Source organism: Bradyrhizobium sp. 190, from assembly GCF_023073415.1.
GTDB lineage: Bacteria > Pseudomonadota > Alphaproteobacteria > Rhizobiales > Xanthobacteraceae > Bradyrhizobium.
The window spans coordinates 16,355-40,793 of the sequence record NZ_JADPJL010000012.1 but is presented as its reverse complement, the minus strand read 5'-3'; the positions used below and the strand labels follow the sequence as shown (position 1 = coordinate 40,793).

At 60.7% G+C, this 24,439-nt stretch carries 25 protein-coding genes and 1 pseudogene; 17 read left to right on the top strand and 9 right to left on the bottom strand.

Annotated features, from left to right (window positions below; genetic code table 11):
* The first annotated feature begins 889 nt into the window (after nt 1-889).
* The 6 genes from IVB22_RS09280 (at nt 890) to IVB22_RS09255 (ending at nt 3,283) form a co-directional block, all read left to right on the top strand.
* The gene (locus IVB22_RS09280; protein WP_247517841.1) at nt 890-1,051 is read left to right on the top strand and encodes a DUF2934 domain-containing protein; all 162 of its coding nucleotides are present in this window, start codon (nt 890-892) and stop codon (nt 1,049-1,051) included.
* Between the two features lie 451 nt (nt 1,052-1,502).
* Complete coding sequence (locus IVB22_RS09275; protein ID WP_247517030.1) at nt 1,503-1,700, top strand: hypothetical protein; 198 nt, start codon at nt 1,503-1,505, stop codon at nt 1,698-1,700.
* 14 nt (nt 1,701-1,714) lie between these two features.
* Nucleotides 1,715-1,918, top strand: coding sequence for a hypothetical protein (locus tag IVB22_RS09270; protein ID WP_247517029.1), 204 nt, complete (start codon nt 1,715-1,717; stop codon nt 1,916-1,918).
* A 354-nt stretch (nt 1,919-2,272) separates the two neighbouring features.
* Nucleotides 2,273-2,536 carry a hypothetical protein gene (locus IVB22_RS09265; RefSeq protein ID WP_247517028.1) on the top strand — a complete coding sequence of 88 codons (264 nt, stop codon included), beginning with the start codon at nt 2,273-2,275 and terminating at the stop codon, nt 2,534-2,536.
* Between the two features lie 65 nt (nt 2,537-2,601).
* Nucleotides 2,602-2,976: a hypothetical protein gene (locus tag IVB22_RS09260; protein ID WP_247517027.1), complete on the top strand. Its 375-nt coding sequence runs from the start codon at nt 2,602-2,604 to the stop codon at nt 2,974-2,976.
* Between the two features lies 1 nt (nt 2,977).
* The gene (locus IVB22_RS09255; RefSeq protein WP_247517026.1) at nt 2,978-3,283 is read left to right on the top strand and encodes a DUF6719 family protein; all 306 of its coding nucleotides are present in this window, start codon (nt 2,978-2,980) and stop codon (nt 3,281-3,283) included.
* A 67-nt stretch (nt 3,284-3,350) separates the two neighbouring features.
* Here the strand turns inward: IVB22_RS09255 and IVB22_RS09250 are convergent, their stop codons facing one another.
* The 5 genes from IVB22_RS09250 to IVB22_RS09230 form a co-directional block, all read right to left on the bottom strand.
* Entirely contained in the window at nt 3,351-4,004 is a 654-nt protein-coding gene (locus IVB22_RS09250) for a response regulator transcription factor (RefSeq protein WP_247517025.1), read from the bottom strand.
* Complete coding sequence (locus tag IVB22_RS09245) at nt 4,001-6,079, bottom strand: ATP-binding protein (RefSeq protein WP_247517024.1); 2,079 nt, start codon at nt 6,077-6,079, stop codon at nt 4,001-4,003. The genes IVB22_RS09250 and IVB22_RS09245 overlap by 4 nt, the downstream gene beginning before the upstream one ends.
* A gap of 526 nt (nt 6,080-6,605) precedes the next feature.
* Nucleotides 6,606-6,872, bottom strand: a complete 267-nt coding sequence (locus tag IVB22_RS09240) for a hypothetical protein (RefSeq protein ID WP_247517023.1) — start codon at nt 6,870-6,872, stop codon at nt 6,606-6,608.
* A gap of 433 nt (nt 6,873-7,305) precedes the next feature.
* A complete protein-coding gene (locus tag IVB22_RS09235) occupies nt 7,306-7,551 on the bottom strand; it encodes a conjugal transfer protein TraD (RefSeq protein WP_247517022.1) in 246 nt (81 codons plus the stop codon).
* A 1-nt stretch (nt 7,552) separates the two neighbouring features.
* On the bottom strand, nt 7,553-7,879 hold the full coding sequence (locus IVB22_RS09230) for a conjugal transfer protein TraD (protein ID WP_247517840.1): 327 nt from the start codon (nt 7,877-7,879) through the stop codon (nt 7,553-7,555).
* A gap of 171 nt (nt 7,880-8,050) precedes the next feature.
* On the opposite strand from IVB22_RS09230, the gene traA reads away from it, so the two are divergent.
* The 4 genes and pseudogenes from traA to IVB22_RS09210 all read left to right on the top strand — a co-directional run bounded on the left by traA (nt 8,051) and on the right by IVB22_RS09210 (nt 12,238).
* Nucleotides 8,051-11,014 carry a Ti-type conjugative transfer relaxase TraA gene (gene traA / locus IVB22_RS09225; protein WP_247517021.1) on the top strand — a complete coding sequence of 988 codons (2,964 nt, stop codon included), beginning with the start codon at nt 8,051-8,053 and terminating at the stop codon, nt 11,012-11,014.
* Nucleotides 11,015-11,143: 129 nt separating this feature from the next.
* On the top strand, nt 11,144-11,359 hold the full coding sequence (locus IVB22_RS09220; RefSeq protein WP_247517020.1) for an AlpA family transcriptional regulator: 216 nt from the start codon (nt 11,144-11,146) through the stop codon (nt 11,357-11,359).
* A gap of 89 nt (nt 11,360-11,448) precedes the next feature.
* A pseudogene (locus tag IVB22_RS09215) lies at nt 11,449-11,628 on the top strand (transposase); the annotation flags it as partial.
* Between the two features lie 175 nt (nt 11,629-11,803).
* Nucleotides 11,804-12,238 carry a hypothetical protein gene (locus tag IVB22_RS09210; protein ID WP_247517839.1) on the top strand — a complete coding sequence of 145 codons (435 nt, stop codon included), beginning with the start codon at nt 11,804-11,806 and terminating at the stop codon, nt 12,236-12,238.
* Nucleotides 12,239-12,567: 329 nt separating this feature from the next.
* Here IVB22_RS09210 and IVB22_RS09205 read toward each other — a convergent pair whose 3' ends face one another.
* On the bottom strand, nt 12,568-12,987 hold the full coding sequence (locus IVB22_RS09205; protein ID WP_247517019.1) for a VOC family protein: 420 nt from the start codon (nt 12,985-12,987) through the stop codon (nt 12,568-12,570).
* Nucleotides 12,988-13,844: 857 nt separating this feature from the next.
* Nucleotides 13,845-17,183 (bottom strand): adenylate/guanylate cyclase domain-containing protein, encoded by a 3,339-nt coding sequence (locus tag IVB22_RS09200; RefSeq protein WP_247517018.1) that lies wholly within the window; start codon nt 17,181-17,183, stop codon nt 13,845-13,847.
* A gap of 640 nt (nt 17,184-17,823) precedes the next feature.
* On the opposite strand from IVB22_RS09200, the gene IVB22_RS09195 reads away from it, so the two are divergent.
* The 3 genes from IVB22_RS09195 to IVB22_RS09185 all read left to right on the top strand — a co-directional run bounded on the left by IVB22_RS09195 (nt 17,824) and on the right by IVB22_RS09185 (nt 18,852).
* Nucleotides 17,824-18,114, top strand: a complete 291-nt coding sequence (locus IVB22_RS09195; protein ID WP_247517017.1) for a hypothetical protein — start codon at nt 17,824-17,826, stop codon at nt 18,112-18,114.
* The gene (locus IVB22_RS09190; RefSeq protein ID WP_247517016.1) at nt 18,111-18,257 is read left to right on the top strand and encodes a hypothetical protein; all 147 of its coding nucleotides are present in this window, start codon (nt 18,111-18,113) and stop codon (nt 18,255-18,257) included. Before IVB22_RS09195 ends, IVB22_RS09190 begins: the two co-directional genes overlap by 4 nt.
* 430 nt (nt 18,258-18,687) lie before the next feature.
* Nucleotides 18,688-18,852 (top strand): hypothetical protein, encoded by a 165-nt coding sequence (locus IVB22_RS09185; RefSeq protein ID WP_247517015.1) that lies wholly within the window; start codon nt 18,688-18,690, stop codon nt 18,850-18,852.
* 195 nt (nt 18,853-19,047) lie between these two features.
* Here IVB22_RS09185 and IVB22_RS09180 read toward each other — a convergent pair whose 3' ends face one another.
* Nucleotides 19,048-19,251, bottom strand: coding sequence for a cold-shock protein (locus IVB22_RS09180; RefSeq protein WP_247517014.1), 204 nt, complete (start codon nt 19,249-19,251; stop codon nt 19,048-19,050).
* A gap of 361 nt (nt 19,252-19,612) precedes the next feature.
* Here IVB22_RS09180 and IVB22_RS09175 point away from each other — a divergent pair, with 361 nt between their 5' ends.
* The 4 genes from IVB22_RS09175 to IVB22_RS41340 all read left to right on the top strand — a co-directional run bounded on the left by IVB22_RS09175 (nt 19,613) and on the right by IVB22_RS41340 (nt 23,255).
* Complete coding sequence (locus IVB22_RS09175; protein ID WP_247517013.1) at nt 19,613-19,828, top strand: hypothetical protein; 216 nt, start codon at nt 19,613-19,615, stop codon at nt 19,826-19,828.
* Nucleotides 19,829-20,619: 791 nt separating this feature from the next.
* On the top strand, nt 20,620-20,802 hold the full coding sequence (locus tag IVB22_RS09170) for a hypothetical protein (protein ID WP_247517012.1): 183 nt from the start codon (nt 20,620-20,622) through the stop codon (nt 20,800-20,802).
* Between the two features lie 294 nt (nt 20,803-21,096).
* Nucleotides 21,097-22,866, top strand: coding sequence for an adenylate/guanylate cyclase domain-containing protein (locus tag IVB22_RS09165; protein ID WP_247517011.1), 1,770 nt, complete (start codon nt 21,097-21,099; stop codon nt 22,864-22,866).
* A gap of 263 nt (nt 22,867-23,129) precedes the next feature.
* Nucleotides 23,130-23,255, top strand: coding sequence for a hypothetical protein (locus IVB22_RS41340; RefSeq protein WP_256467392.1), 126 nt, complete (start codon nt 23,130-23,132; stop codon nt 23,253-23,255).
* 168 nt (nt 23,256-23,423) lie between these two features.
* On the opposite strand, the gene IVB22_RS09160 is transcribed toward IVB22_RS41340, so the two are convergent.
* On the bottom strand, nt 23,424-24,437 hold the full coding sequence (locus IVB22_RS09160) for a PhnA-like protein (RefSeq protein ID WP_308200372.1): 1,014 nt from the start codon (nt 24,435-24,437) through the stop codon (nt 23,424-23,426).
* Nucleotides 24,438-24,439: the final 2 nt, after the last annotated feature.

The window sequence follows — 24,439 nt, the reverse complement described above, 5'->3', positions numbered from 1 at the left end:
CCTTCCCTATCGTCTACATGACCGGCGCCAGCGCAAACGAATGGGTCTCGCGTGACGTTCCGATAACATCCGCTGGCTAAGCCGTCCGCGCCGGCGTAACTTCTTGCTGCAGTTTCACAAATTCTCAATAGCGCTGTCTCCTGCGACAAGGTTGCACGTTCAGAAGCCGAAAGCTTCTCCATCATCGTCAATGACGGACGACGCATCCTCGTTGGCGCAGAAAAGCTCAATAGCTCCAGCCTTAGTTTTCCGGCCGGCTTGAGGTAATACTCTGCACCGAATGCGAAGCACGACAATACTAGTGGCGGACATAGAACGAGGGTCGCATTAAGCCCTCCAGAACTTGCGATGGATTGCCCGATTTGCTGGGACGTCCGACCCAAATGAGGAGAAACGCCACCGCCAGCATCACAATCCCAGTGTGCGTTGGCGTCTCTCCCGTAGGCCACGCTGAACTGCGAGCCGTAACAATACGTCAATCAGATCCTTCTTTCGACGTTTAAACAATCCCGGTTGGGAGGCGGGCTGCTCTTCGTGTAAGGAAATTCCTGACACCCCCGCGCCCGCTGTGTCCTTGTCCCGCAAGGTCATTTGTGGCGAATTCTAAGCTCTTCTTTGTTCGTGTTAACTACCATGCGCAATCCGCTGTGGTTATGATGTGTGACAGTCATCGAATAAAGCATGACGACAAAGTTTCAGTGTGCGGTGCGGAGAACTTCCGCCGCTGATAGCGACTCTGGCAGTTGTCGAAGAGGATATCTTTGGTTTCAAGTGCAAGCCGCAAATTTCGTCGGCTCCTCTCTGGTTGAGCGCCTACTTGGGAAACACCCATATTTTTGGTCGTCCCCAACTCAGTTCGAAGGAGGTCACAGTGGCAGATTCCCAGAAGATGAAGATCACACGGCGCGCTTACGAACTGTGGCAGCACGCAGGCGAGCCGAAAGATAGAGACGAAGAGTTTTACCTTCAGGCTGAGCGAGAATTGAACGAGGCTCCAGAAAATGCAATCACTGCAACAATCTCGCCGGCACCGTCTCAAGGACGTCTCTAACTTTACCCTGCTACTGAATTTGTTGCCAGAACTGCATTTGACCTCGATTGCGATGAAATTCCCGAGAGCGACCAGCGCGCCGCTGGTACTTTGAAGCCGTACACGGCGGCTACAGGACGCCGCCGGGTTGCTGTGCATGACTACTATGGAAGCTCATTTAGAAGCTTCGACGAATAAGCCGCAAATCCAGTTTGCCTTGGGTAATTAGCGCAAGCTGAATATCGCCCTCCCTCGTCCGCTCCCCCTCGATAACGACCTGGCCAGGGCCGCTGGCCGCCCAAACGCCACGAAGGTCTGCCGCTACGGGCTGACGGGCTTTTCCTGACATTCTCGATCCAGGCGCCAGTTTTAATATGCCTTCGTTGCGCGAGCAGTGGATCGAATCCGCCATAGACCAATCCGTGTCATCAAGACCATCTTCGGGCATCTCGACAGCACGAGGTGAATATAGGTGAAGCAGTTCTTCCATCTCGTAATCATATCTGTTCTTGCCTTGGGCAGTGCGGCGATCGTGGCGTACGCGACGGCGCACTTTGCACACAACAGTCTCGGCTTTTCTCGATCCGCGCTCCGCGAGCAGGCGCTGATCTGCGCGGCCCTCATGGCGGGCCTTCTCACGATCGAAATGCTCGCGAGCAAGGAGCGATAGCAAGTGACCCAACTATGAGGATCGTAGATCGGGCTGTTGCGCTCATCATCTTCATCGGAACTGCCGGCGTGACCGCGTTGTTAACGGTGCTGCTTATCGACTACGGGCTGGGAGTCCCTGCCTCCGTATTGAGGCTCAATGCTCTCATCTCCGCTGTCGCCCTCTCGTTCGTGCTTGTGGTGGCGATTGTTGGTGGGGCTGACGAGAGAGAAAGGTAGCGGAAGACTTAAGTTCAACATCGGGGGCTTGAAAATGTTCAATGGCAACACAGTCGATAATCGACCTTTGGCTTACTGCGTTCCATGTTCGGAAAGAACGCCGCACCGCTACGAACGGCTGGGCGTCAATGGCCGGCTTACATCGAGAGCCGTCTGCCTGGTCTGCAACAACGACTCGCGCAGAGATACAGCGCACCAAAGGGCAACCGGATCATCTTCATAAGCTGCACGGTTCGAGCGCCTTCGTGCAGCGCAATGTCCAGTGCGCCATGTTCGGCATGAATAGTAGACAGGTTTTTCCTGACGCGCCGGCACGGGAATGGGCTCTAGGATGGGGATTGGTCGAGTGACGGCATGCAACTTCCGAGGGGGCGCGCGGTGGACCAAAAGGACGACAAATCGTTCAAGCAGTACCGGAGCAAGCAACTGTACGAACGGGCGTTTTTCTTCAAGCGCCTGGCGATCGGCGCAGCCGATCCGAAATTTGCGACAAAGCTTCAGGCCTTGGTGGACGAGTATGAAAAGGAGGCGGCGCGAGCAAAGCTGGAAATAAAACAGCCCGCCGGGCCGCGAGAGACCGCAGCCGCCCATGGCACGCCGGAGTGTCGCACCGGGTGAGAAATTTCCGCAGCAAGCGAATTCACTCCGCGATCAGTCTAGAACCCACAACATCAACCGACGGCATGGCAACGCAGTACGTCCCCGGCGACATCAGGGACTTCATATTGAAGCATATCGCTTCGGTAGCCCAGATTGAAGCGCTGCTCCTGATCTGGTCGAATCCGGAGAAGCGCTGTAGCGTGTCGAAGGTCGCGGCCCGCATCTACGCCGGCGAAACCGAAACGGCAAAAGCGCTCGAGGGACTTTGTGCCAATGGCTTGCTGGTCCGCAAGGACGATGTTTTTGGCTTGAACGCATCGGAAGAAAACGTCGAAATGATTGGAAGGCTGAAGGAAGCATACGCTCGCAATCTCATCCCGGTGACGGATGTCATCCACGGCAAATCGCGAGGCCCTCGCCCGACGGCAGAGACGCGCGGGCTTCGAAGGGATCGATGAAGTGCACGCAAGCAAGCCGGGCCCGGGCCGCGGACGCACCTCAGGCGCTGTAGTCCTGCGCGAGGCAGGCGGCCTCGCGGTGCTTCTGATGGCCTTGTTCATGGCACAGCCATCTTTCGCCCAGAAACTATACGCTTACGAGCCACTGATGATGGATCCGTACTCCACGATCTATGTCAACGATGGCTCCTGTTCGGCAGGCAAGGTTCTGAAGGTGCAGGGCGCACCTCGGAATCAGCGCCGCAAGAAGAGCTGTGTGCCTATGAGCGATCTGCAGGGCGTTCCGCGCTCCGGCCCCGCCAAGTAGCCCACATCCCTCGACACAGCTTGCGCTCGCGTTAGCGCAAGGTGTAGTTGCCTGCCCCCGCCTCATGTCAGTTTGGCGCGGCGAGCCAGCCCTGCTTGATGCCATAGCGGACAATATCCGCTCGGCTATGAAGCCCCTTCTTTTCCGACGCTCGCGCCTTGTAGGTCTCCACGCTTTTGACGCTCACCTCAAGCTGTCCTGCGATCTGCTTGTTGCTGAAGCCCTGAGCCACGAGCTTAAGCACGTCCTCTTCCCGCCGGCTGAGTTCGCCACCATCGCTCTCTTCCGACAAGGCTGGTTCGCGCGCGTTCATCGCCGCCTTCTCGGCTATCGCGGGATCGAGATAGAGGTCGCCCTGGTTTACGGCCCGGATGGCACGAAGCAGCTCGTCCCCGGCCGATCGCTTCAACAAATATCCCCTCGCGCCCGCTTCAAGCACCGGATGCACATAGGCCCGATCTTCATGAACGGTCAGCGCAATGATCTTCACGTCAGGGCATTGCCTGCTCACCTGACGGGCAAGCTCCATTCCGCTGATGTCAGGCAGCGAAAGATCGATGACCGCGATATCCGGCGAGGAATCGCAAATGGCCTTCAAGCCCGTGGCTCCCGTGTTGGCTTCGCCAACGAGTTCGACCTCGGGCACGCCCTGCAGCAGCGCGCGGATGCCGGCGAGCACGACGGGATGGTCGTCAACGAGTGCGATGCGAACGGGCGTCATCTGACGGCCTCCGACGCTTCCATCGGAATCTGAACAAAAATCGTACTTCCCTTTCCTGCCGCAGATTCGACGGCGATCGTACCGCCGAGAAGGGCAACCCGCTCCTTCATGCCGGAGAGACCCAATCCCGATGTCCGACCGCCCCGTGACGCCACCCGGCCGACCTTCTCGGGATCGAAACCTATCCCGTCGTCCTCGAGAACCAGCGCCAGCCCTTCCGATTTCTTCTCAAGCACAATGCTCACCTTGCTCGCGTTGGCGTGTTTCAGGACGTTGGTCAATCCCTCCTGAACCAACCGGTACAGCACTGCCGCCACATCGGGAGCCAGCGAATCGTCGCGCCCGAAGGTCTGGATATCGACACGAATGCCGTAGCGCTCCTGCCATTCCGCAACATAGGCTTCAATCGCCTTGAAAATGCCGAGGTCATCGATGGCCGTCGGCCGCAGGTCCGACGCCGTGCGATGAATGTCGCGGCCGATCTGCGCGGCAAGCTGTTCCAGCCATCGCACCTGCTCGGTCGCCGCTTCGCCGTTGCCGCCTTTGGCTAACCCCTGCTCCAACGCTTTCAGGCCGAGAGACAGTCCCGTCACTGTCTGCCCGATCTGGTCGTGCAGCTCCCGCGAAATCCGGCGCTGCTCCTCTTCCTGGGCCGAAGCCAGGCGTCGAAGCAAGTGAGACCGTTCGGTCTCTGCGCGCTTGAGAACATCGATGTCGGCCAACACGCCGTGAATCACATGACGTCGGTTGGGTGGCCCCTCGGCCCTCCCCGCCGCGCGCAACCAATACTCTCCGCGATCGTCCGACTGAAGCGGAAACTCGACGCTGCTCGATCTGCCGCTCTCGAGGCAATCGGTGGCGAACGAAGCCAGCGCGGCGCGATGCGGTGGTTCGACCAGCGCGACAATCCGGTCTGCCGACCATCGGGTTTCTCCCGATCGCGCGCCTGCCAGGCCCAGAAGCGCGCAGAAGCGGCCACAGCCGCTGAATTCGTTTGCGGATAGATCCCAGCGCCATGTACCGAGTTCGGCCGCATCGATCGCGAGCGCCCCCCGCTTTTCGCTGTCCATCAGCGCCGCCGCGGACTGAAGCGCCTCCATACGCCGGCGCTGCGCAATTTCCCGGGCGATCACCAGCCCGAGGGCGATGGCAAGACCAACGCTCGCCGCCGTACCACCGAACAACAGCCGCAACGAGCGGGATACGGGCGCATTCAATTCCGACACCGGCACGCCAACGTGGACCGACCATCCTTCCGTGCCGGCGAGCACGCGGTGGACAGTTTCAACATCGATGCCCTCACGCGTCTGCGTTCGTGCCGAGTTCGAGCCGCCGCGCGCCATGGCTTCCTGTACGGCAGGCGTCGTCGCGCCTGCCTTGGCAATTTTCGTGTCGGGCGTGCGCGCAACGATCTTCTCCTTGGCGTCAACGACAGTGCCAGCCCATCCGGCGGGTAGTCCCGCCTGGCCGAGAATCGTTCCGATCTGGTCGGGCAACAGCCCGATCGTCAGGACGTAGCGGAGTTCACCATCCCTGATAACAGGGACGCGCAGGGACACGAGCTGCTTGCCGATGGCGGCTTGATAGGGACCGAGCCCGCCGAGCACCGGCTTTCGTGCGCGCAGCACGGCGTTAAAGCTCTCGGCGTCGGTTACCGGTCCGAGCGGGGCGCCGAGCGGCCGCAGCACATTCAGCACCTGCTCTTGATCCGGCTTCGTCAGTGCAGCGGTTTCCCACAACGGGCGGGCGGCCACGATACGGGTTGCCTCAAGGTAGAAATCCCGCAGATTCCCCTGATCGAGCGCGGCAGAGCTTGCAAGCGTCTCAGCCACCTGCAGTTCACGGGAGATCTCACCTTCGATCCGGTGCGCCGCTTGGGTCAGCGCTTCTGTGGCGGCCTTGCGGGCGTAGCTTCGTTCCTGATCCGCGGTGATATAGGCCATCCAGCCCCCGAGAAGCAGGACCGGAATGGCGGCCGTGAGAACGAGCGCCGTGAAAAGCCAGACGCCTTCCTTTGGCCGGCCTGAACCCGAGGAAAGCCTGCTCCCCAATTCTGCGATCACGGTTGCGCGCATATCTTTTTGCCGGCGAAGACTAACAAATGCCGTGGTGTCCCTTACATTGCATTCCGCGATCGGACCAGCCTGACATTAGTCTGCCAAGCCCCGTGTCGCCCGCTGAGGTCAGGTAAATCCTGACGCGCCGCAGCCGTCACTCTCGTTTCCAGGCGCCGTTTCGGTTCCGATCAGGTAAACGCGAACTACAGGGTCCCCGAGGCGGCCGCCGATCCCGGTGTGAATCATGAAATGGTCAAACAGATCGCCGAATCCGATGAGGTCACCATCGCGAGACGTTCGACCGGAAGCTCCGCAGTGCCGTGAAATCTCGCGGAGACTGAGGGCTGCGGGAGCTACTTCTTTCGCCAAGCAAGCTGAGGAGCTACGGAGCCTGTCGCGATTTCAGAAACAAGAGCGCAACAAACGCGCCGCCAATGTTGGACAGGCCGCCATCGGGAAGGAAGTAGCCGTCAATATCGCTGACGTCAGTCACGGCTCGGTACAGACCGGCGCCGCCTCGACCCAAGTTCTGCAGTCGGCGAAGTCACTGTCGAGCGAAAGCGCCCATTTGAGAGCAGCAGTCGAGAAGTTTTTGGACATGCGCAGCTCCAGCAACCGCCGCAGCGATCAGCGCAGCCGTCGCACTGGCGGTGCTCACGTGCCCGGAACGGCCAGGGGTGAACAGCTCGGCGACCTGTTTCGGCGAGACACGGCGCTGCCTGACGTAGAGTTGTTGCTTGAACTCCCAGATCATGTCCCACGCCGTCGGAATGCTCGCGGCCGCCGAAGCGCCGGCTCCGAGCAGCCACATGAGATTTCCGCCGCTCTGCGAGAAGCGACGCGCGAAATCGTCCGTAGCCACAGTGTGATAAGATCGAATCGATTATCACGCGAGCATTCTAGTTTCGTGAGCTCGCGGATGCGCCTGGACCTCACCCTTCGGTCGGGTTGTCGCCGCAATCCCCAGAGGCGACTCTTAAGACGGGTTCCGGTGGCATTCGGCCTGCAAAATTTGCAAGCCGATTGACAGGCGTCCGGGATGCCGACGGCCTGTCAAGGCCGCCAGCCGCGAACCGGGGGCCTCGGAACGCGCGCCTTGACGGGGCGGCGGCCGTCCGGCCCAATTTGCTGGGAGCAGGCACACCTTCTCTGGGGCTTCATTACAGGCTGAGCTCCCGGTTTCTTCCAAATTCCACTCGATGCCTTCATCGTCGCGCTGCAGGCTAACGTGCCATTGTCGCGCATCAACGATCTGTACGTACGTGCGTTGCCGAGTCCATGTCGAACGCCTGCTTTCCCCTTGCGGCCCAGAACGCGCGGGCCTGTTCGCGCTGATCGCCCTTTAGTTTCTCGGCGATCCAGATTAGCGCGCCGAGGATCGTGGTGCGGTCATCGCCGGTCAGGTCCACGATACCGGCTTTGACGACGAGGCCGCCGAGTTCGATGAGATGCCGCGTGCGCTTGCGGCGCTCGACCTGCCATGTGCGCATGTCATGCCGAGCCCTTGCGGCTTGATGCCGCTTGCGCGCCGCTCGGTTGCGCAGGAGGGCCGTCCGTGTTGCGCTCAGCTGCTGGCGCATTTTGCCGCGACCGTCTTTGAAAGAACGAAGCCCCGCGCCTGGCCCATGCCTCCCTCTTTCCGGCCTCTTTTGTCTCGGCCAGCACGATCAACGCACCCGCCAATTCGTCGGTGGTGAGTGTGTCAGCCCCGGTGGCGATGACCAGTTCGCCGAGCTGCTGCACTTTGCGGGTTTTCAGCCCGCGCGCCTTGTCGTCGAGTGCCTTCAGTTCGGCATCAAAGTCCCGTGGTTTGCGCATCCTCGTCTCCATGAGTGTCGATTGAGAAATCATAGTCGAGCACCCGGCACGATGCTGTAAGGTCATCAGGACGGCCTGAGACGACGTAGTCCCGGCCGAGAATTTTTCGAGGGAGGGCGCGCTTATACGTCGTTCCGACGGGCGCACTGCCGTGCCACTGATCTGATCGCGATGGCGATCTATCATCTTCACGTCAAGGTCATTGGCCGCAAGTCTGGCGCCAGCGCGGTGGCGTCAGCCGCCTACCGCTCGGGCTCGCGGCTGCGTGACGAACGGCTTGATCGCAGCCACGATTTCTCCGCCAAGCGCGGCATCGTCCATTCCGGGGTGATGCTGCCTGAAAATGCGGCGGAGACATGGAGCGACCGCGAACGGCTCTGGAACGATGTCGAGGCGTTCGAAGTCCGCAAGGACGCCCAGCTTGCCCGCGAGGTCGAATTCGCCATCCCGCGCGAACTGACGCAGGCGCAAGGCATCGAACTCGCCCGCGACTTCGCACGGGCGGAGTTCGTAGGTTTGGGCATGATCGCCGATCTCAACGTGCATTGGGATATCGGCGAAGACGGCATGCCCAAACCCCATGCCCATGTCATGCTCACCATGCGTGCGGTGGACGAGAACGGTTTCGGCCCGAAGGTGCGGGACTGGAACCGCACGGAGATGGTCGAGCGCTGGCGCGAACGTTGGGCCGAGCTCACCAACGAGCGCCTGGCTGAACTCGACATCGACGCGCGGATCGACCATCGCAGTCTGGAAGCGCAGGGCATCGCACTGGAGCCGCAAAACCAGATCGGCGCGCCCGCCAAACGTATCGAGGACCGGGGCATCGAGGGCGAAGCGACCGAGGCTGACCGCGCCGAGATGCACCGTGAGATCGCACGCGGCAATGGCGCGCGGATCATCGCCGATCCTTCCCTTGGGCTGGATGCGATCACGCAGCAGCAATCGACCTTCACCCGGCGCGACGCAGCGAAGTTCGCGCATCGGCATAGCGATGGCATCGAGCAGTTCAACGAGGTCATGGGCGCGATGCGCAACGCGCCCGATCTGGTCGAACTCGGCAAGGACGCTCGCGGCGAGGATCGCTTCACGACCAGCGCCATGATCGAGGCGGAACAACGCCTGCATCGCGCGGCGGAACTCATGGCAGAACGGGCGCACCATGAAGTGAACGGCACCGAGAGGCGAGCGGCGTTGGAGCGTGTGGAAGTGCGCGGTCTTGTCCTTTCGGACGAACAGGCCGAGGCACTGGCGCATATCACAGATGGCCGCGATCTCGGTATCGTGGTTGGCTACGCCGGGACGGGAAAGAGCGCGATGCTGGGCGTGGCGCGGGAGGCCTGGGAAGCGGCGGGCTACAAGGTCCGGGGCGTGGCGCTGTCCGGCATCGCCGCGGAAAATCTCGAAAGCGGATCGGGCATCGCCTCGCGCACCATCGCTAGCCTGGAGCATGGCTGGCAACAGGGCCGCGACGGGCTCATCTCCCGCGATGTCCTGGTGATCGACGAGGCGGGCATGGTCGGTACGCGCCAGCTCGAGCGCGTGCTATCCCATGCGGCAGAGGCCGGTACAAAAGTCGTGCTGGTCGGCGATCCGCAACAACTGCAAGCCATCGAGGCAGGCGCGGCCTTCCGCTCGATCCATGAGCGTCACGGCGGCGTCGAGATCGGCGAGGTGCGCCGCCAGCGCAAGGACTGGCAGCGCGACGCCACGCGCGATTTGGCGACCGGCAGGACCGGTGCTGCGCTTCGCACCTATGACGCGCATGGCATGGTGCATGCGGCGGCGACACGCGAGCGGGCGCGCTGTGATCTGATCGACCGCTGGGACCGCGACCGGCAAGCGTCGCCCGACAGGAGCCGCATCATCCTGACCCACACCAATGACGAGGTGCGCGCCCTCAACGAAGGCGCGCGCGAGCGGATGCGGACCATGGGCGATTTGGGCGACGACGTGCGCGTCACGATCGAGCGGGGCGAACGCAGTTTCGCCAACGGAGATCGCGTCATGTTCCTGCAAAACGAACGCGGGCTTGGCGTGAAGAACGGCACGCTCGGGACCATCGAACAGGTCAGCGAAAAATCGATGTCGGTGCGCGCCGACGATGGCCGATCCGTTCACTTCGACCTGAAGGACTATAATCGCATCGATCATGGTTATGCCGCGACCATCCACAAGGCGCAGGGCATGACGGTGGACAGGACCCATGTGCTGGCGACACCGGGCATAGACGCCCACGGCAGCTATGTCGCCCTGTCGCGGCACCGCGACAGCGTGGACCTGCATTATGGCCGCGACGATTTTGCCAATCAGGACCGGCTCACCCGTACCCTATCGCGCGACCGGGCCAAGGACATGGCCTCGGATTACGAACGCGTCGATCCGGCGCAGCGCTATGCCGAGCGGCGTGGGATCACCTTCAGTGAGCGCGTTGCCGAGATCATGCGCCAGGTTGTGCCGGAGAAGGTGCGCAACATGTTCGACGGCCTTCGACCGGCTGCCGACGCTGTGCCTGGCCCGGACGGCGCGCGGAGGCCGGAACGGGAAGCGCCGGAAAGGAAGGCGGTGGAAGACCCGGAAGCGGTGCTGCGTAAGGCCCGCACCAAGGCGCTGGTCCGCCATGCCCGAGCCGTGGATGCGATCTTCGATATGCAGGAGCGGGGCGGCAAGGCCAGCCCGGCGCAGGTGAAGGAATTGCAGGAGGCCCGCAAGGTCTTCGAGGAGGTGCGGCCCTATGGCTCGCACGACGCCGAAGCCGCCTACAAGAAGAATCCGGAACTCGTCCGCGAGGCGGCTGGCGACCGGGTCAACCGCGCCATCCGCGCTCTCCAGCTCGAAACCGAGCTGCGCACCGATCCGAGCCGCCGCGCCGACCGTTTCGTGGAACGCTGGCAGAAACTGGACCACACCAGCCATCGTCAGTATCAGGCGGGCGACATCGCCGGCTACAAGGCGACGCGATCGGCGATGGGCGACATGGCGAAAAGCCTCGAACGCGATCCGCAACTGGAATCCATCCTCACCAACCGCAAGCGGGATCTCGGTATCGCGTTCGAATCAGGCCGCCGGCTCGGCCTCGAACTCGCCTTCAGCCACGGCATAGACCTTGGCCGAGGCCGGGGCATCGGAATTTGACCCATCCGATTTACCGCCGACTCTTCGCCACTGTACGGTGACGGGCAAAACCCTCTTGCGTGTCCTTGAATGCCTGCCCTGTCTGGTCTCAGCAGTCGTCAGAAACAGCCAGCAGGAGGCCGCGCGGCCATGAGCGAACCAGACCGTATCATCCGTCTGAAAACTGTCCTTTCCCGGACCGGGCTGTCCCGATCCACCATCTACCGCAAGATTGCCGAGGGCACGTTCCCGGCCCAACTCAAAATCAGCATCAACGGGACTGGGTGGCATGAATCCGACATCAACCGCTGGATCGCCGATCCCGTCTCATGGCGTCCGAGCCGTCAGTGCGATGAGGTCAGATGAAGCAGGTATGTTACCTTTTTGATCGCCACCCCGGCCGGCTGGGTCGCCGACCGGGAATCTCGCTTACGGACGTGATTGATCATCTCCGGTCGAACGAGAATACCAATGGCCTGCTGAGACAGTACTTTCCTAAGGGCACCGACTTGTCGGTGCATTCGCAAGCCCATCTGAACAAAGTGGCTCGTCAGCTAAACGAACGACCACGTGAGACCTTGCAATTTGAAACACCAGCAGAGAGATTTAACGCCTGCGTTGCGTCGACCGGTTGAGCCGGCACCCCAACAGCGGACATCTGTTGGTCGGGAAGGATGCCAGTTGTACAGGCTAGAATCGTGATCTAATCGGTACCGCGCAGCAGACAGGCACAACCGAGATACCCAAGCGAACTGTCCAACGATCGCCATGAACGCCGGCGAGTTTGGGCGCGCGAACAACCGGACCACCATGGGTTCCAGCTCCAACACCAGTATCGCCAAGAAAGCTCGCACGAAGGCCGAGGCGGATTTTGCCACTTGGCTCATGATGGCCAAGCTCGGTGGTTTCGATGACCTTCCGTCAAACGCACAGAGCTTTCTGACGAACTATCGAACCCGACTCGAAATGATGAGTGAAGCCGAGTCCACGGCGCTGGCCATTCGCGAGGTCTACGGCGCTTATTACAGCGAAATGGGAGGCGTGGGCGCTGCGCCGGAACCGAAAGCTCGCACACCAATGGGAGAGGGCAAAGTCGTGCGGGTCCAGAGACGGCCTAAAGCTCAGCCCGCCTCCTCGGCTGCGCGCCATTCGACGAGGCCAATGATCCGAAAATCCCTCGCGGCACTGCTGATTTTCGCGAGCATGGTGGCTCTGATTGTCACATATAGATTTCTGACGCAGTAACACATCAACGCCCGCGGATTGTGTGCGAGGACGAAGTGCTGCTTCTTCTTTGCGGTGCCCCACCACTTGTTGCAGCGGCCTGCCTCGTATGACCTCTGCATCTACAAAAACGCGATGTCGGTGCGACGTCTGTTTCTCCCCTGATAGCGACCAAATAGCGGACATCGCTGCACTTCGCATTTGTGCCAACATGCGACATGGCGGCGACTTACACCTAATTTCTGCACGGGCTAACCGCTAGAACTGACGGATCGAATTTTCGGTGCAGAATTGTTGATTTCTGCACACCGGGCCGCAGGTCTTTTGAGAGGCGGATCGGGTGACCTCGATCAGCCCGCCTTGTCGCCCGAAGGAATCGCGGACATGTCCACCCACATCGCTCCCAAAGCATGGCCGTCGGGATCAGCGAGGTCGCGGGTGTACATGAAGCCATGGTCTTCTATTGGATTGATGTCGGCGGTACCGCCATTTGTGGCGGCTGCGCCGTTCATCGCATCGACAGCGTCGCGGCTGTCGCACGACAGAGCCAGCATCACTTCGCTCGACGTTTTTGGTGGGATGGGGCGGCTCGTAAAGGTGCGCCATTTGGCATGGGTGAGCAGCATGAAGTTGATTGCTTCACTCCACACCATGCACGCAGCCGTCTCGTCGGTGAACTGAGGATTGTTCTTGAAACCGATGGATTCGTAGAAAGCCATGGACGCCTTGAGGTCGGTGACCGGCAGGCTCACAAAAATCATCTTGCTCATCATTCTTTCCTTTACCTGTTGGGATGCCAATCTCCAGCGAGTGGCGCAAAGGGCGACAGTCCCTGCTTAAAGACGATTGAAAGCCCGCCGAACCGACACCGCATGTTGCGCTTTTCTGGAATTCTAACAGTCAAGCTCCAAATGTCTTGGATTCTGCACCTAGCCAAAGCAGCGCGAGGTCCGTTCAGGGTCCATTGGCGGACATCGCCGGTTAGGCTCATGATGTCCCGTAAGTGCCAGGGCGGTGATGCTGGCCGCGGTTGTTCAAACATGTGAACTTGTTCACAGCCACTTGCGCTCTTCCGGTACATAACGTGGCTGCGGAGGGCACACGCTATGACCCAACAAAGCGCATATCCACATGGCGGACGATTGACGTGCTGGTGATCGTCATATCGCTGGCGATTATCGGGATCGGGATTGCTCCCTAGCTAGCGACGAACCTGAACCGGATCGGTGCTGACAGCTGCCCAGTACTAGCCAAATTGGTACATCCGGACTGCCGGCTTTCCGAACGGTTCAGTTTTCGTAACATCGCAAACCACAGGAGCTCTCTTGTGTGCGCGCTCCGGCGAGAAAACCGCGTTGGCTCAATCCAGTCCCCTGTACCGCAGCCAAGGGCATGTATCTCGTCGGGGCGCGCAAGCAAGAATTGCCTGGCGCAACGCTCCTCGGGACGCTGTGGATGTGACCTGGAAGCGGAACGGCGGTGAACATGCGTGGTCGTTTTTACGGATTAGTCGAGTGTTTGATCTATCAAGCACCAAACGCCGCTGCCCGGGTTGCATCGGCTGCGAACAAACGCAGCTATGGGGCCATAAGCTGACCTTCCATGCTGGCGACCACAAGCACCCTCATCACGCTAGCTCGTCGAGTAAGGCCTTGGCCTGCTTCAAGTCCAACGTGTCGAAGCCCTCGGTGAACCAGCCGTAGACCGGCGCGAGAAGCTTACGCGCCTCATCCTGCTTGCCCTGGTCACGCCAGAGGCGGGCGAGGCTGGTGGAGGCGCGCAATTCGAAGAGCTTGGCGCTCTGCGACCTCGCGACTGCGAGCGCCTGATGATAGTTCCGCTCGGTCGCGGCTGGATCGCCTGTGGCATTCAACAAATCGCCGCGCAACCGATGCAACTCAGCCTCGCTGGTCCGCTCTTCGGTCGTCTCAATCATCCGCGCAGCCTCGGCGAGGCAATTCAGTCCATCGGAAGGCTGCGCGATCATAGCGTAAGCCTCGGCGAGCCACATAAGCACAATCGACGTATTTAGAACAGTTCCGGTAGCACGTAATGCTTCCAGACCCTGTGTGAGCAGCGTGAGGCCTTCGTGTGCTTGCCCGAGCGCGGTCAACGACGCTCCGTGGAATGCCGTTGCCCAACCGAAATGAAGAGGAAAACGGTGCTCGGTCGATACAGCCAGAAGTTCCTCGGTGTACCGTCCCGTCTCAGGCGAGCGAGTGATCCAGCCGGTCCAATTCGCAAAAACGAGCACGACAGCTAGCGTTTGGGCATGCCTGAGCCGGCGGGTTTCTGTCAATGCCTCCTCCAGCCGCAATCGTGATTGATCGATGTAGCCCAGGTGGGCCAACGTCACGGCGAGGTACGCGAGCATCGTAGCGTAGGGATCTTCAACCAGTCCTGCACCGATGCCGCGATGCGCGTCAGCAAGGCCATGACACTGATCCAGGAGTGCGCGGGCGGCAACGAACTCCCCGATATGGAGGCGGGTCATTCCATTTGCGCGGCGAGCCCGCAATTGCGCTCTAGCATCGTTCCGCGCCTCGGCGATTTTTTCGATCTGCTCGGCAAGCGACAGCGCCAGCTTGTGTTCGGATCGGCCCAAATGAAACGCCCATTGGCCAAAGCTCAGCCGCACGAGGTATTCGGGTCGATCCAGCTGCTCGGCCAACGCGCGCGCCCGCGCGATGGTCTCGCCTACATCCGGCGACGAAAGACCTTTTGTGAACGCCAGAGCCTGTCGGAGCGCGAGTTGCAGGTCCAGCTCTTGTTGCCGGCGCCGAGGGCCGTCTGGCAGACCGGTTAGCGCGTCCAATCCCTTCCGCAACTGGGCGACCGCTTCCGCCATCGCAGAGCGCGCCATCGCCCGCCTGCCGGCTTTGAGCCAATAAGCGACCGACTTCTCTGACAGCCCGGCCTCCGCGCAGTGCCGGGCAAGCAGCGCGGGCTGGGTCAACACGATCTCCGGGAATTGGTCTTCAAGCGTCGCGGCGATACGAGCATGCAACTGCTGGCGGCCGCTGCGCAGCAACGTGCCATAGGCCGCGTCCTGCACGAGGGCATGCTTGAACAGATAGATCGCGTGCGGCGGCATGCCCTTGCGGAACAGCAATCCGGCCCGGATCAGACGGTCGAGTGAGGCGCCGAGTTCCGGCTCTGGCTTGCACACCACCGCGGCCACCAACGCATGCGAAAACTCACGACCTATCGCAGCCCCGATCTGTGCCACCTCCTTGGCCGGGCCGAGGCGGTCGAGCCGAGCCATCAGAGAAGCATGCAAGCTCGCGGGCACCGCCAGCGCTGGGGTGGGAACCGCGGCTGCGATCTGCATCGCTTCCAGCTCGCCCCCGGCCTCCAGCACCGCCTTTGTCATCTCTTCGACGAACAATGGGATGCCGTCGGTGCGCTCGACAATGTCCTTTCTGATGTTCGCCGGCAGCGCCTTGTTGCCGACGACGCGGTCGATCATGGTGCCGACGTCGCGATGTCCCAGCCGATTGATGGCAAGCGCTGTTACGTGCGGTTGTCCGACCCAGGGGGCCTCGAACTCCGGCCGAAACGTCACGATTATGAGCACGCAAAGGCTCGCGATCCGGTCCACCGTGCGACCGAACGCTTCCAGGCTCGTGGGATCGGCCCACTGCGCATCCTCCAAGATCATGAGCACGGGGCTGGAGCGCGCTAGGGCTTCCAATTGGACGCCGAGTGCCGCCAGCATTTTCTGCCGGCGCTGTTCGGGAACAGGCTCCAGAGCGGGATAGCGTCCGTCGTTAGGAAGCGACAACATCTCGGTCAGCAGCGCCGCGTCCTGTCGGGACGTCGAAGTCTGCGCCAGGAGCGCATCGAGCTTGTCGAGCTTGGCTTGCGGTGTGTCGCCGTGCGCAAATCCGGCGGCCCGTTCGAACTGCCCGATGAGCGGATAGAACGCGCTGTCCGTGTGCTGGGGCGAGCAGAAACAGCGCAGCCGCGTGTGTGGTTCGGCCGCAAGCCCCTCCATGAGCGCGGCGGAGAGCCTGGATTTGCCGATCCCGGCTTCACCAGATAGCAGCACCACCTGGCCTTCGCCGGTTTTGGCTCTCGCCCAGCGCCGCAACAGCAGCTCAAGCTCCTCTTCTCGTCCGACCAGTGCAGTCAGGCCGCCGGGGTGCATCGCCTCGAAGCGGCTCTCGACCGAACTGGCCCGCAGCGCCGCGAAAGCTGTCACTGGACCTGTGATCCCCTTGAGCTCCTTTGGCCCGAGGTCCTGCAGCTCGAAGAGATTGCCCAGCAGCCTGCGCGTGGCCTCAGCAATGACGACCGTGTTCGGCTCGGCGATGCCTTGCAGGCGTGCGGCGAGGTTCGGCGTCTCGCCGACAATACCGCGCTCCTGCGCTTCGCCGGAGCCGACGAGATCTCCGACCACCACCAGGCCGGTGGCAACCCCTATCCGCACTTGTAGGGGCTCAGGAGCCGGGAGCGTGGCCACCGCGTCGATCAGCGCGAGGCCGGACCGAACGGCACGCTCGGCGTCATCCTCATGCGCTGCCGGATAGCCGAAGTAAATCAGCACACCATCGCCCATGTATTTCGCCACGAACCCGCCGCAGCGGCGCACGGTCTCGGCGACGCACCTCTGGTAGGCCGAAATGACCTCGCGCAGGTCTTCCGGGTCCAGACGGGCGGAGAGCGCCGTCGAACCGACAAGGTCCGAGAACATGACCGTGATTTGGCGGCGCTCGGCGGTGTCCTTGGCGGCTTTGTCGATTGCCAGAGGAGCGTCGCATAACGGCGTGGGTGCGCTCGTTTCCGCGCGCAGAGCCGCAATCGCGTCGAGAAGCATGCGGCGGTGCCCAACCATGCCGACGCCCAAGTCCTTCAAGTCCTCCGCCGTCAGGTTGGGCAGGACCTTCTCGCTGATTGCATTCTCGCGGAATGCCGCCTCATATTGTTCGAGGCCAAGTCTCCGCAGCCAACCTCCGAGGTCCATGGGGCGCCCCTCTTGTGGCGACCGCTGCATGATCCCCCAGGGGAGACTGTCTGTCTAGGGAATGCCGATGACCGGTTTGGGGTCAAACCCGGACTTCCTCCTTGGGGGCCGTCGGGGCGGCGGCCGTGCTCATACCGGAACCTTTGCGCCGATCGCGAGTCTTAAGGCCGTATCGATCCCAGCGCTTTTGGATCGAGCATGCAAAAAGCGGCTGCTTATGCGATCTCGGTTGGACTCGTCGGCTTTGGTGTTTGGATCCTCATTGCCGGCCTAAGCTCCAGCGTACCCGCTTTATGGATTTGCCTCGCCCTCATCCCCATAGCGGTCGGGCTCCTGAGCGCGTTCGGTCCAACTTAGAAAATCAAATCCCGTCGATTTGCGCCGGCAGATGCAGAGCCGGCTTGCAATGCCACTAGCCGCCTGGAACGAGCCACCCCCGCTACAGCCTGCGCCGCAGTTTGCATATTTTTCCCGGCGCCACGGAACGATGAGTTGTCCCAAGAGTCGATTCCTTGCCTCCGGCACTTCTGCCCCTAAGCCCCCCAGCAGCCGGAGGAAAACCTGCCACTAGGGTTGGCGGTCCTGGCGCTCAGCTCTGTAAGCGCCGGGGCCGTTTGCGAGTTCGTTGCGGAGTTGCATTGTGTCCTGGTCCCTGCGCTTTGAGGATCCAATACCGCTTCCGGATGGTCGGCGGCTCCTCACCTTGAGGGATCCCGCCAGCTACATCGCGAAACTATCGAAGGCCGAGCACTCCGCGCCGGAATGGCAGGCTGCCATGGAGGCGCTGATCCTCGTTGCAGAGAGCGGCGGTCCGACGATGCTGGCCCGGATCGGCGTCATGCGAGCGTTGAACCGTCGCGTCGAACGGGTCTTCAATCCCGATCGCAAGGATCCTCATTGGGGCAAGCGCAAGCTGAAGAGAGACCAATGACCGTTTTTGTCTATGTCAACACCAGCAAGCAGGTTGGTGATGCCGACCACATCAAGGTCTTCGCCACCACGGACGACGCGGAAAAATGGTTCGAGGAGAACGATCCCGAAGGTGTGGCGTTTGAGTATGAGGTTCTGGAATGAACCGGACCGGACACGCGGCTCCCTTCATCAAGGGTTCGAGATCGTGATCTGGACTGATGAAGTACGCCGCAAGACAGGACTGCGCCACGACGCCCTCAGGGGCTAGTTCGAAATTGCAATTGCCACGGGCATTTTTAGTTTTAGCATTTCGATAGTCGTGCGGTTTTGGCCGGCGCGCATTAAACCCGACTATGCGTATCGCGCGATAAGGGGCCGTTGCTCCGCTCTCCCAGCGACGACGGCCCCGCCCAGATGAGAGTGCGATGGAACTGGCTCCGTGCCAGCAGTCGCGGAATGGGCCGTCCGGTGATCGCCCGGGCGGCTTGTTCTGTGTCAGTGCGTGCCGCCTCCAAAACAGTCCTTGCGGTTTCCTAGCGGCCGATATTGCAAATCTGGATCTCACGACCCCAAGAGCGTCAGGGTGATCACGATGATCGATGAGAAATTGGCTCGCCGGCGCGCGCACGAGAACAACATCGCGCGCTATCGCCGTTTGCTTCAGACCCGACTATCGGATGTCGAACGCCACTTCATCGAGAGCCGCCTTGCCGAAGAGCAGACTGCCCTGTCAATGCTTGCTCTTGCTCGATCGTGACGCTCGGCGTGATCGGCCTGTTCTATTTGATTGACAAACATTCGATGCTAGAGGCCAACCCGTACTATTGGTTCTATCCAATTGGACTGTTGATCGGAGCAGGGACAATCGCGTCTCATCGTGTTCGATGACAGATAATATCCCCTAGCAGAGGCCCGCCAGCGTGAACCGGCGGGCCCAATTTGATGACTACGATCAACCTACCCTGAGGTTTTCGGCGGATTCCTTACCCCGGTTTGCTACTACCTCGTAGCTCACCTTCGCGCCCTCATTCAGATTGCTCAGACCTGCTCTCTCGACGGCCGAGATGTGAACGAATACGTCCTTGCCGCCTGTGTCGGGCTGAATAAATCCAAAGCCCTTAGTCGAGTTGAACCACTTCACTGTACCTGTCGCCACGCTCGTTCTCTCCCAAGACATTGTAAGATTTCTATCCCAAGGCAATCAGTTATCGAATGCAAGAGGGAAACGGCCCCAGCACGTGTGAACCGAGAGCCGTTTCGTTCTCGATATCCGCATCGTGATTTTTTGCAGAAGATGTATCATGAACACACCGCACCTTTGGCGGGTATGCTATGAAACGGGGTACTTGCCGTGATTTGGACCCGTATCGCGGATGAAGCACCATCCCAGCAAGGGACCGCTTCGGGAGCTCTCAGGCTCCGCGACCATCCTTAAAAAACAATTCCCCACCATGGGGAAACGTGCTCGATTGAAGCACGAGCAAGCGACGTCTGCGGCGGCCTTTAGGGAGCCGACGATGCTCCGGACATTTCTAAACCTGTGCACACTCTGCCTGCTGGTCTCGGCCTGTGCGAGCGGTCCCCATGTAGCGGACATGCCGCATTGGATGGGCGGACTGCCGCCGGGCACGCCGCCACGACCCGGAACGCCGGAATATGATGCCTGGCAGGCCGAGCGGGCGAAGGAAGCCGCAAAGCCAAAGACTGGAAATACCACCCAGCCGACCCGCTGATTTGCGTTAAAAATCCATCCCCTTAGGGGGCGTCTTAGCGCGCGCACAGGAACCTTTGAGCTGGTGCCGAGTCTTAGGGCCGTATCGATCCCTAGTCTTGGGGACGAGCATGGGCAAAGCGGTTGCGTATGCGATCTCGCTCGGAATCTTCGGCTTTGGTGTTTGGATCCTCATTGCCGGCCTAAGCTCCAGTGCACCCGTTTTTGGATTTGCGCCGCCATTATCCCCATAGCGGTCGGGCTCCTGAGCGCTTTCGGACCTTCCTAGAAAATCAACAAAGGAGGTCCGCTGCCCCGACAAACCGACATGGGCTGTCGGTTTGCGCGTTTGTCTGAGTCAACCTCAGCACCATTCCGCGACACAATAGACAACGCCATCATGACACCGCCTAGGCAAACCTCGACAGGTTAGCGACAGGACAGCCCTGCCTCCATCTCAGTCCAAAAGCCGCAACGCGTCGGAGATTTTGCAAGCGCGCCGTCGTGGGTCGCGTAGAGCAGCACAATCGTGATCGCCACCGATGCAACAGAAGCGACAAAGATACGTAGCATTTGTATGCGTAATTCCCGGTAAGAGGTGTTGCCAAAAACGAGGAAGCTCCCGGAGAGATCATCTCCGGGAGCTTCTTGGACCGCCGAGATTGGGTACATCCGCCAATCCAACGATACTCGCTCTCGCAATCTCGCCACCTGATCATGTGCAGCATGTGGCAGCGGTGCGTCACCAGCGTGATCTTATTCCGCCAGAAAGCTGCGGGGAGACAGCTAACGTTTGTGCCAATCGGCGCGCCAATGACGTTCGGCGGCCCGACGGCACCGCTACCGCATTTCGGCTTTACCCCGATGGCGGACATCGACCATCACCAGATTGATGTCCGTTTTGTGCCAAACCCGGAAGTGTCGGTCGCACTTGATGACCTCGTCAGCACGGCCAACCTGCGGAAGTGGCACCGTCAGAACCAGCGTTCTGGCTGATTGAGACTGATGACCGGCTAAATTCTGGTCGTCGTCGATTGGCAGGTCAACGGGTTACATGCCCTCACCCGCCGCCTTAGTGTTCGAGCTCAGACCGACGGAGTGGTGCGAACTTGCCGATCGCCGAGCGCGGCGCCTCATCCCTTAATGCTTCGGCGTGCTAAGGCCCCCGCGTTGGAGCAGCGCGGTCGAACGTCAGAACCCATCTCACGGCGCGCCACCCCCCGTGAATGACCCCAAAGGCAAAGCATTTGGTGGTAGTATGTAGATAAGGAACTGGGGAAACCGACCCCAATGGCCTCAGATCAGATCAAACGCAAGCTCGCCGCTGCTCTCGCCGCCGATATTGCCGGCTATAGCCGGTTGATGGGTGCGGACGAAGAGGGCACGCTCGCCCGCCTCAAGCTGCTTCGCCGCGAGCTGATCGATCCAAAGAACAAGCAGCATCGCGGCCGCATCGTGAAAACGACCGGTGATGGAATTCTAATTGAGTTTCCAAGCGTGGTGGATGCAGTTCGCTGCGCGATCGAGGTTCAGCAAGGCATGGTCGAACGCAATGCCGACGTGCCGCAGGAGAAACGAATTGAGTTTCGCGTCGGGATTAACCTTGGGGACGTGATGATCGAAGGCCGAGACCTCTATGGCGATGGCGTGAACATCGCGGCACGACTTGAGGCGCTGGCCGAGCCCGGCGGCATATGTATCTCACGTACAGTCCTCAGTCACGCGCGCGATAAGGTAACTTTCGACGTCGAGGACGCGGGCGAACAAATGCTGAAGAATATCGCCCGGCCTGTCCACGTTTACCGTGTCATAGATCCCAGTCAGCGGCCCGCGACGCGCAAACCTGAGGTTCCGGCACTCGCGTTGCCCGACAAACCGTCCGTCGCCGTGCTGCCATTCACCAATATGAGCGGCGACCCCGAGCAAGAGTTCGTCTCCGACGGGGTCGCCGAGGATGTGATCACGGCACTATCGCACTATCCCTCGCTGTTCGTCATCGCCCGGAACTCGTCCTTCACCTACAAGGGTCGAGCGGTCGATGTGAAACAGGTCGGACGCGAGCTCGGCGTGCGCTATGTGCTCGAAGGTAGCGTGCGCAAGGCCGGCAATCGGATCCGCGTCACTGCGCAATTGATAGAGGCGGGAACCAGCAACCATGTGTGGGCCGAGCGCTACGACCGCGATCTCGCCGATATTTTCGCTATGCAGGACGAACTCACCGAAGCGCTGACGACCGCCCTGGCTCCCGCCATTGCAGACGCCGAGCTGCGACGCGCCATGCGCAAGCCACCGGAGAGCCTTGATGCCTGGGCGGCCTATCAGCGCGGTCTGTGGCATCTGAGCAAAGCTACCCCAGACGACGATGCGACGGCAGAGAGTTTTTTTAAGCAGGCGATCGATCTCGACCCGACCTTCGCCGGCGGCTACAGCGCGCTCGTCTTGTATCAGCTGCAAGCGGCCGCGATCTACCAGAAGCTGGATCTGCCAAGCGCGCAACGCTCGGCCGAGGCCTTGACCCGTCGGGCGGTCGCGCTCGATGGCGCCGATGCAGAATCCCGTTCATGCCTCGGCTGGGCCTTGCAAGCGCGCGGCGACGCCGACGGTGCGTTGGCCGAGATCGAGCGAGCTCTCTCAATGAGTCCCAATCTGGCCATCGCGCATGGCCACAGAGGCGCGACGCTGATCTTCGCGGGACGGCCAAGGGAAGGGCTCACGGCTCTCGAAACATGTATCAGGCTCGATCCCCGCGATCCGTATCTGGCAGTACGTTTGTTGCACGTTGCGTGCGGACTATATTTCTGCAGCGAATACGAGGCTTCGATCGAAGCCGCGAAACGACTGATCCGGTCGTTTCCCGATTTTCCGATGATCTACCGCTGGCCCGCGGCGGCGCTGGGCCAACTTGGGCGCACAACGGAAGCGAAGGGAGCATTGGAGCAGGCCGTCTCTCGCGCACCGGGGGCATTCGACATGTATGTCCGCAAGAGAGCTCCGTGGTTTCGGCCGAAGGACCACGCTCATCTCGTCGAGGGTTTACGCAAGGCCGGCTGGAATGGTTGAGGCCGCATTGAAGTCCGTCGCCGTACCCGATCCGGACGGCCTGTGATTACAGGCGAATGTCCGATATGGGGAAAGCCGACCTGCACCGCACGTCCGCTGTTGGCGGATTGTGTTAAAGAAGTCGACGAAGTGGCCGTGCGGCAGGGTGCGAAGAGGCAGGCCCGCGCTGGAAAGCCCGGCGGTCAGTTACGGCCGCCGGGCGATACGCAAATACAATTCGTGTAGTCAGGAAAGCAGTCCGGCTAGGATGGGTACGACAATCGATGAAATACGCCGCCCCCCACCCCTTCGTCGATCCGGAGAAAGCCGCCCGCAAGCTGCTGGAGATCGCCAACCAGACCATTAGACGCCCGGAACGACCCCACCACCACGGCTTCGTCAATGTGTAATTTATACTCCATCACCACGAACCAGGAGGCTTCCTACCTCAGCCTTTTACGATCCCAAGCTCTGTAACGTCGTTCTTCGCTGGTCGTCGGCGGGCTTAATGGTCCTACGATCCGCCCCATCATGCGAAGCGTGCCAGTAAATCGGCCGCCGTCCACTTCAAGCCCCGACTAGCCACGCTCCCTCGAAACAAGCGGCCTAACGGCACCGGCGCGACCTGCAAAAAAGGCAGCCAGAGCCCCTAGCAAAAGAGCTATAGAACCGAACAACGCAGCTTGAGACACTCCTTTTGCAGTAGCGTCTGCGGCTTGCTTGGTCCGTTCCTTGGCCTTCGCCAGCGTTTCCTTGTACTGTTGTTGATACTGATTGACCTGTGCCTTTGCTTCATCGGTTGGTATATTTTGTTCCTTGGCTAGCGCATCGGCGGCCTTGTCATTGGCCTCGGCTTGCTTCGCGGGGTCTCCCGACAGCGCTGCACGAACAGCCGTCGCCGCGGCCTCTCGAAGCGCAGCGGGATCTTGGCCACCAGAGGCGCTGCGAACCTTATTCTCAATAGCGGCCATGGGGTCGCTCATATCATTCAAGGAGGGAGCCGCGGTCTGAACGGCAGTCTGGAGTGACCCACCAACAGCCTTTCCCGCTCCGCCAAGCACCGACGACGCGGTGCTCATCGCGCCACCGAGAAGGCCCGAGGCGGCAGTGGATAGCAAATAGACGACGGTGAGAGTTGCGACTGCCCAGGAAATCAAACCGTGATAAGCGGTAGTTGATTCCGAAGCCTTGCCCGAAAGCCGACCAGCGATATACCCGCCGAGCGCCGCGGCAACCATCCCGGAAATCACCCACCAGATACCGGCACCTATCGATAGGGATCCCGTACTCGGCGTATCTCCTTCGGCTATGTCCACCGTTGAAAGGCCGACGCCGAGCCCAATCATGTTAAGAATGACTTGCATCACCAGAGCGATTGCAGCGCCTGCGAATACAGCGCCCCAAGAGACCTGGTTCACCACAACAGTGCGGATGTCTTCAGCCGGAGTAACTCCGATGGCCTCGCGCGGATTTCGATTGCTTGTCCCAACTACCTCGGGTGAATGAGCCATTTTTGATCTTTCTCGTGGAATGAACTTTCGGCTCCAATTCCGTGGGACTGACGATGTTCCTAATTTCTTGAAACTGAGCAATC

Bases quoted from the DNA above. Each gene is read 5' to 3' on its own strand.
- IVB22_RS09280 (WP_247517841.1), top strand. From the start codon at position 890: ATGAAGATCACACGGCGCGCTTACGAACTGTGGCAGCACGCAGGCGAG.
- IVB22_RS09270 (WP_247517029.1), top strand. From the start codon at position 1,715: ATGAGGATCGTAGATCGGGCTGTTGCGCTCATCATCTTCATCGGAACT.
- IVB22_RS09265 (WP_247517028.1), top strand. From the start codon at position 2,273: ATGCAACTTCCGAGGGGGCGCGCGGTGGACCAAAAGGACGACAAATCG.
- IVB22_RS09260 (WP_247517027.1), top strand. From the start codon at position 2,602: ATGGCAACGCAGTACGTCCCCGGCGACATCAGGGACTTCATATTGAAG.
- IVB22_RS09250 (WP_247517025.1), bottom strand. From the start codon at position 4,004: ATGACGCCCGTTCGCATCGCACTCGTTGACGACCATCCCGTCGTGCTC.
- IVB22_RS09245 (WP_247517024.1), bottom strand. From the start codon at position 6,079: ATGCGCGCAACCGTGATCGCAGAATTGGGGAGCAGGCTTTCCTCGGGT.
- IVB22_RS09240 (WP_247517023.1), bottom strand. From the start codon at position 6,872: ATGTGGCTGCTCGGAGCCGGCGCTTCGGCGGCCGCGAGCATTCCGACG.
- IVB22_RS09235 (WP_247517022.1), bottom strand. From the start codon at position 7,551: ATGCGCACATGGCAGGTCGAGCGCCGCAAGCGCACGCGGCATCTCATC.
- IVB22_RS09230 (WP_247517840.1), bottom strand. From the start codon at position 7,879: ATGCGCAAACCACGGGACTTTGATGCCGAACTGAAGGCACTCGACGAC.
- traA (WP_247517021.1), top strand. From the start codon at position 8,051: ATGGCGATCTATCATCTTCACGTCAAGGTCATTGGCCGCAAGTCTGGC.
- IVB22_RS09220 (WP_247517020.1), top strand. From the start codon at position 11,144: ATGAGCGAACCAGACCGTATCATCCGTCTGAAAACTGTCCTTTCCCGG.
- IVB22_RS09210 (WP_247517839.1), top strand. From the start codon at position 11,804: ATGGGTTCCAGCTCCAACACCAGTATCGCCAAGAAAGCTCGCACGAAG.
- IVB22_RS09205 (WP_247517019.1), bottom strand. From the start codon at position 12,987: ATGAGCAAGATGATTTTTGTGAGCCTGCCGGTCACCGACCTCAAGGCG.
- IVB22_RS09200 (WP_247517018.1), bottom strand. From the start codon at position 17,183: ATGGACCTCGGAGGTTGGCTGCGGAGACTTGGCCTCGAACAATATGAG.
- IVB22_RS09190 (WP_247517016.1), top strand. From the start codon at position 18,111: ATGACCGTTTTTGTCTATGTCAACACCAGCAAGCAGGTTGGTGATGCC.
- IVB22_RS09185 (WP_247517015.1), top strand. From the start codon at position 18,688: ATGATCGATGAGAAATTGGCTCGCCGGCGCGCGCACGAGAACAACATC.
- IVB22_RS09175 (WP_247517013.1), top strand. From the start codon at position 19,613: ATGCTCCGGACATTTCTAAACCTGTGCACACTCTGCCTGCTGGTCTCG.
- IVB22_RS09170 (WP_247517012.1), top strand. From the start codon at position 20,620: ATGACGTTCGGCGGCCCGACGGCACCGCTACCGCATTTCGGCTTTACC.
- IVB22_RS09165 (WP_247517011.1), top strand. From the start codon at position 21,097: ATGGCCTCAGATCAGATCAAACGCAAGCTCGCCGCTGCTCTCGCCGCC.
- IVB22_RS41340 (WP_256467392.1), top strand. From the start codon at position 23,130: ATGAAATACGCCGCCCCCCACCCCTTCGTCGATCCGGAGAAAGCCGCC.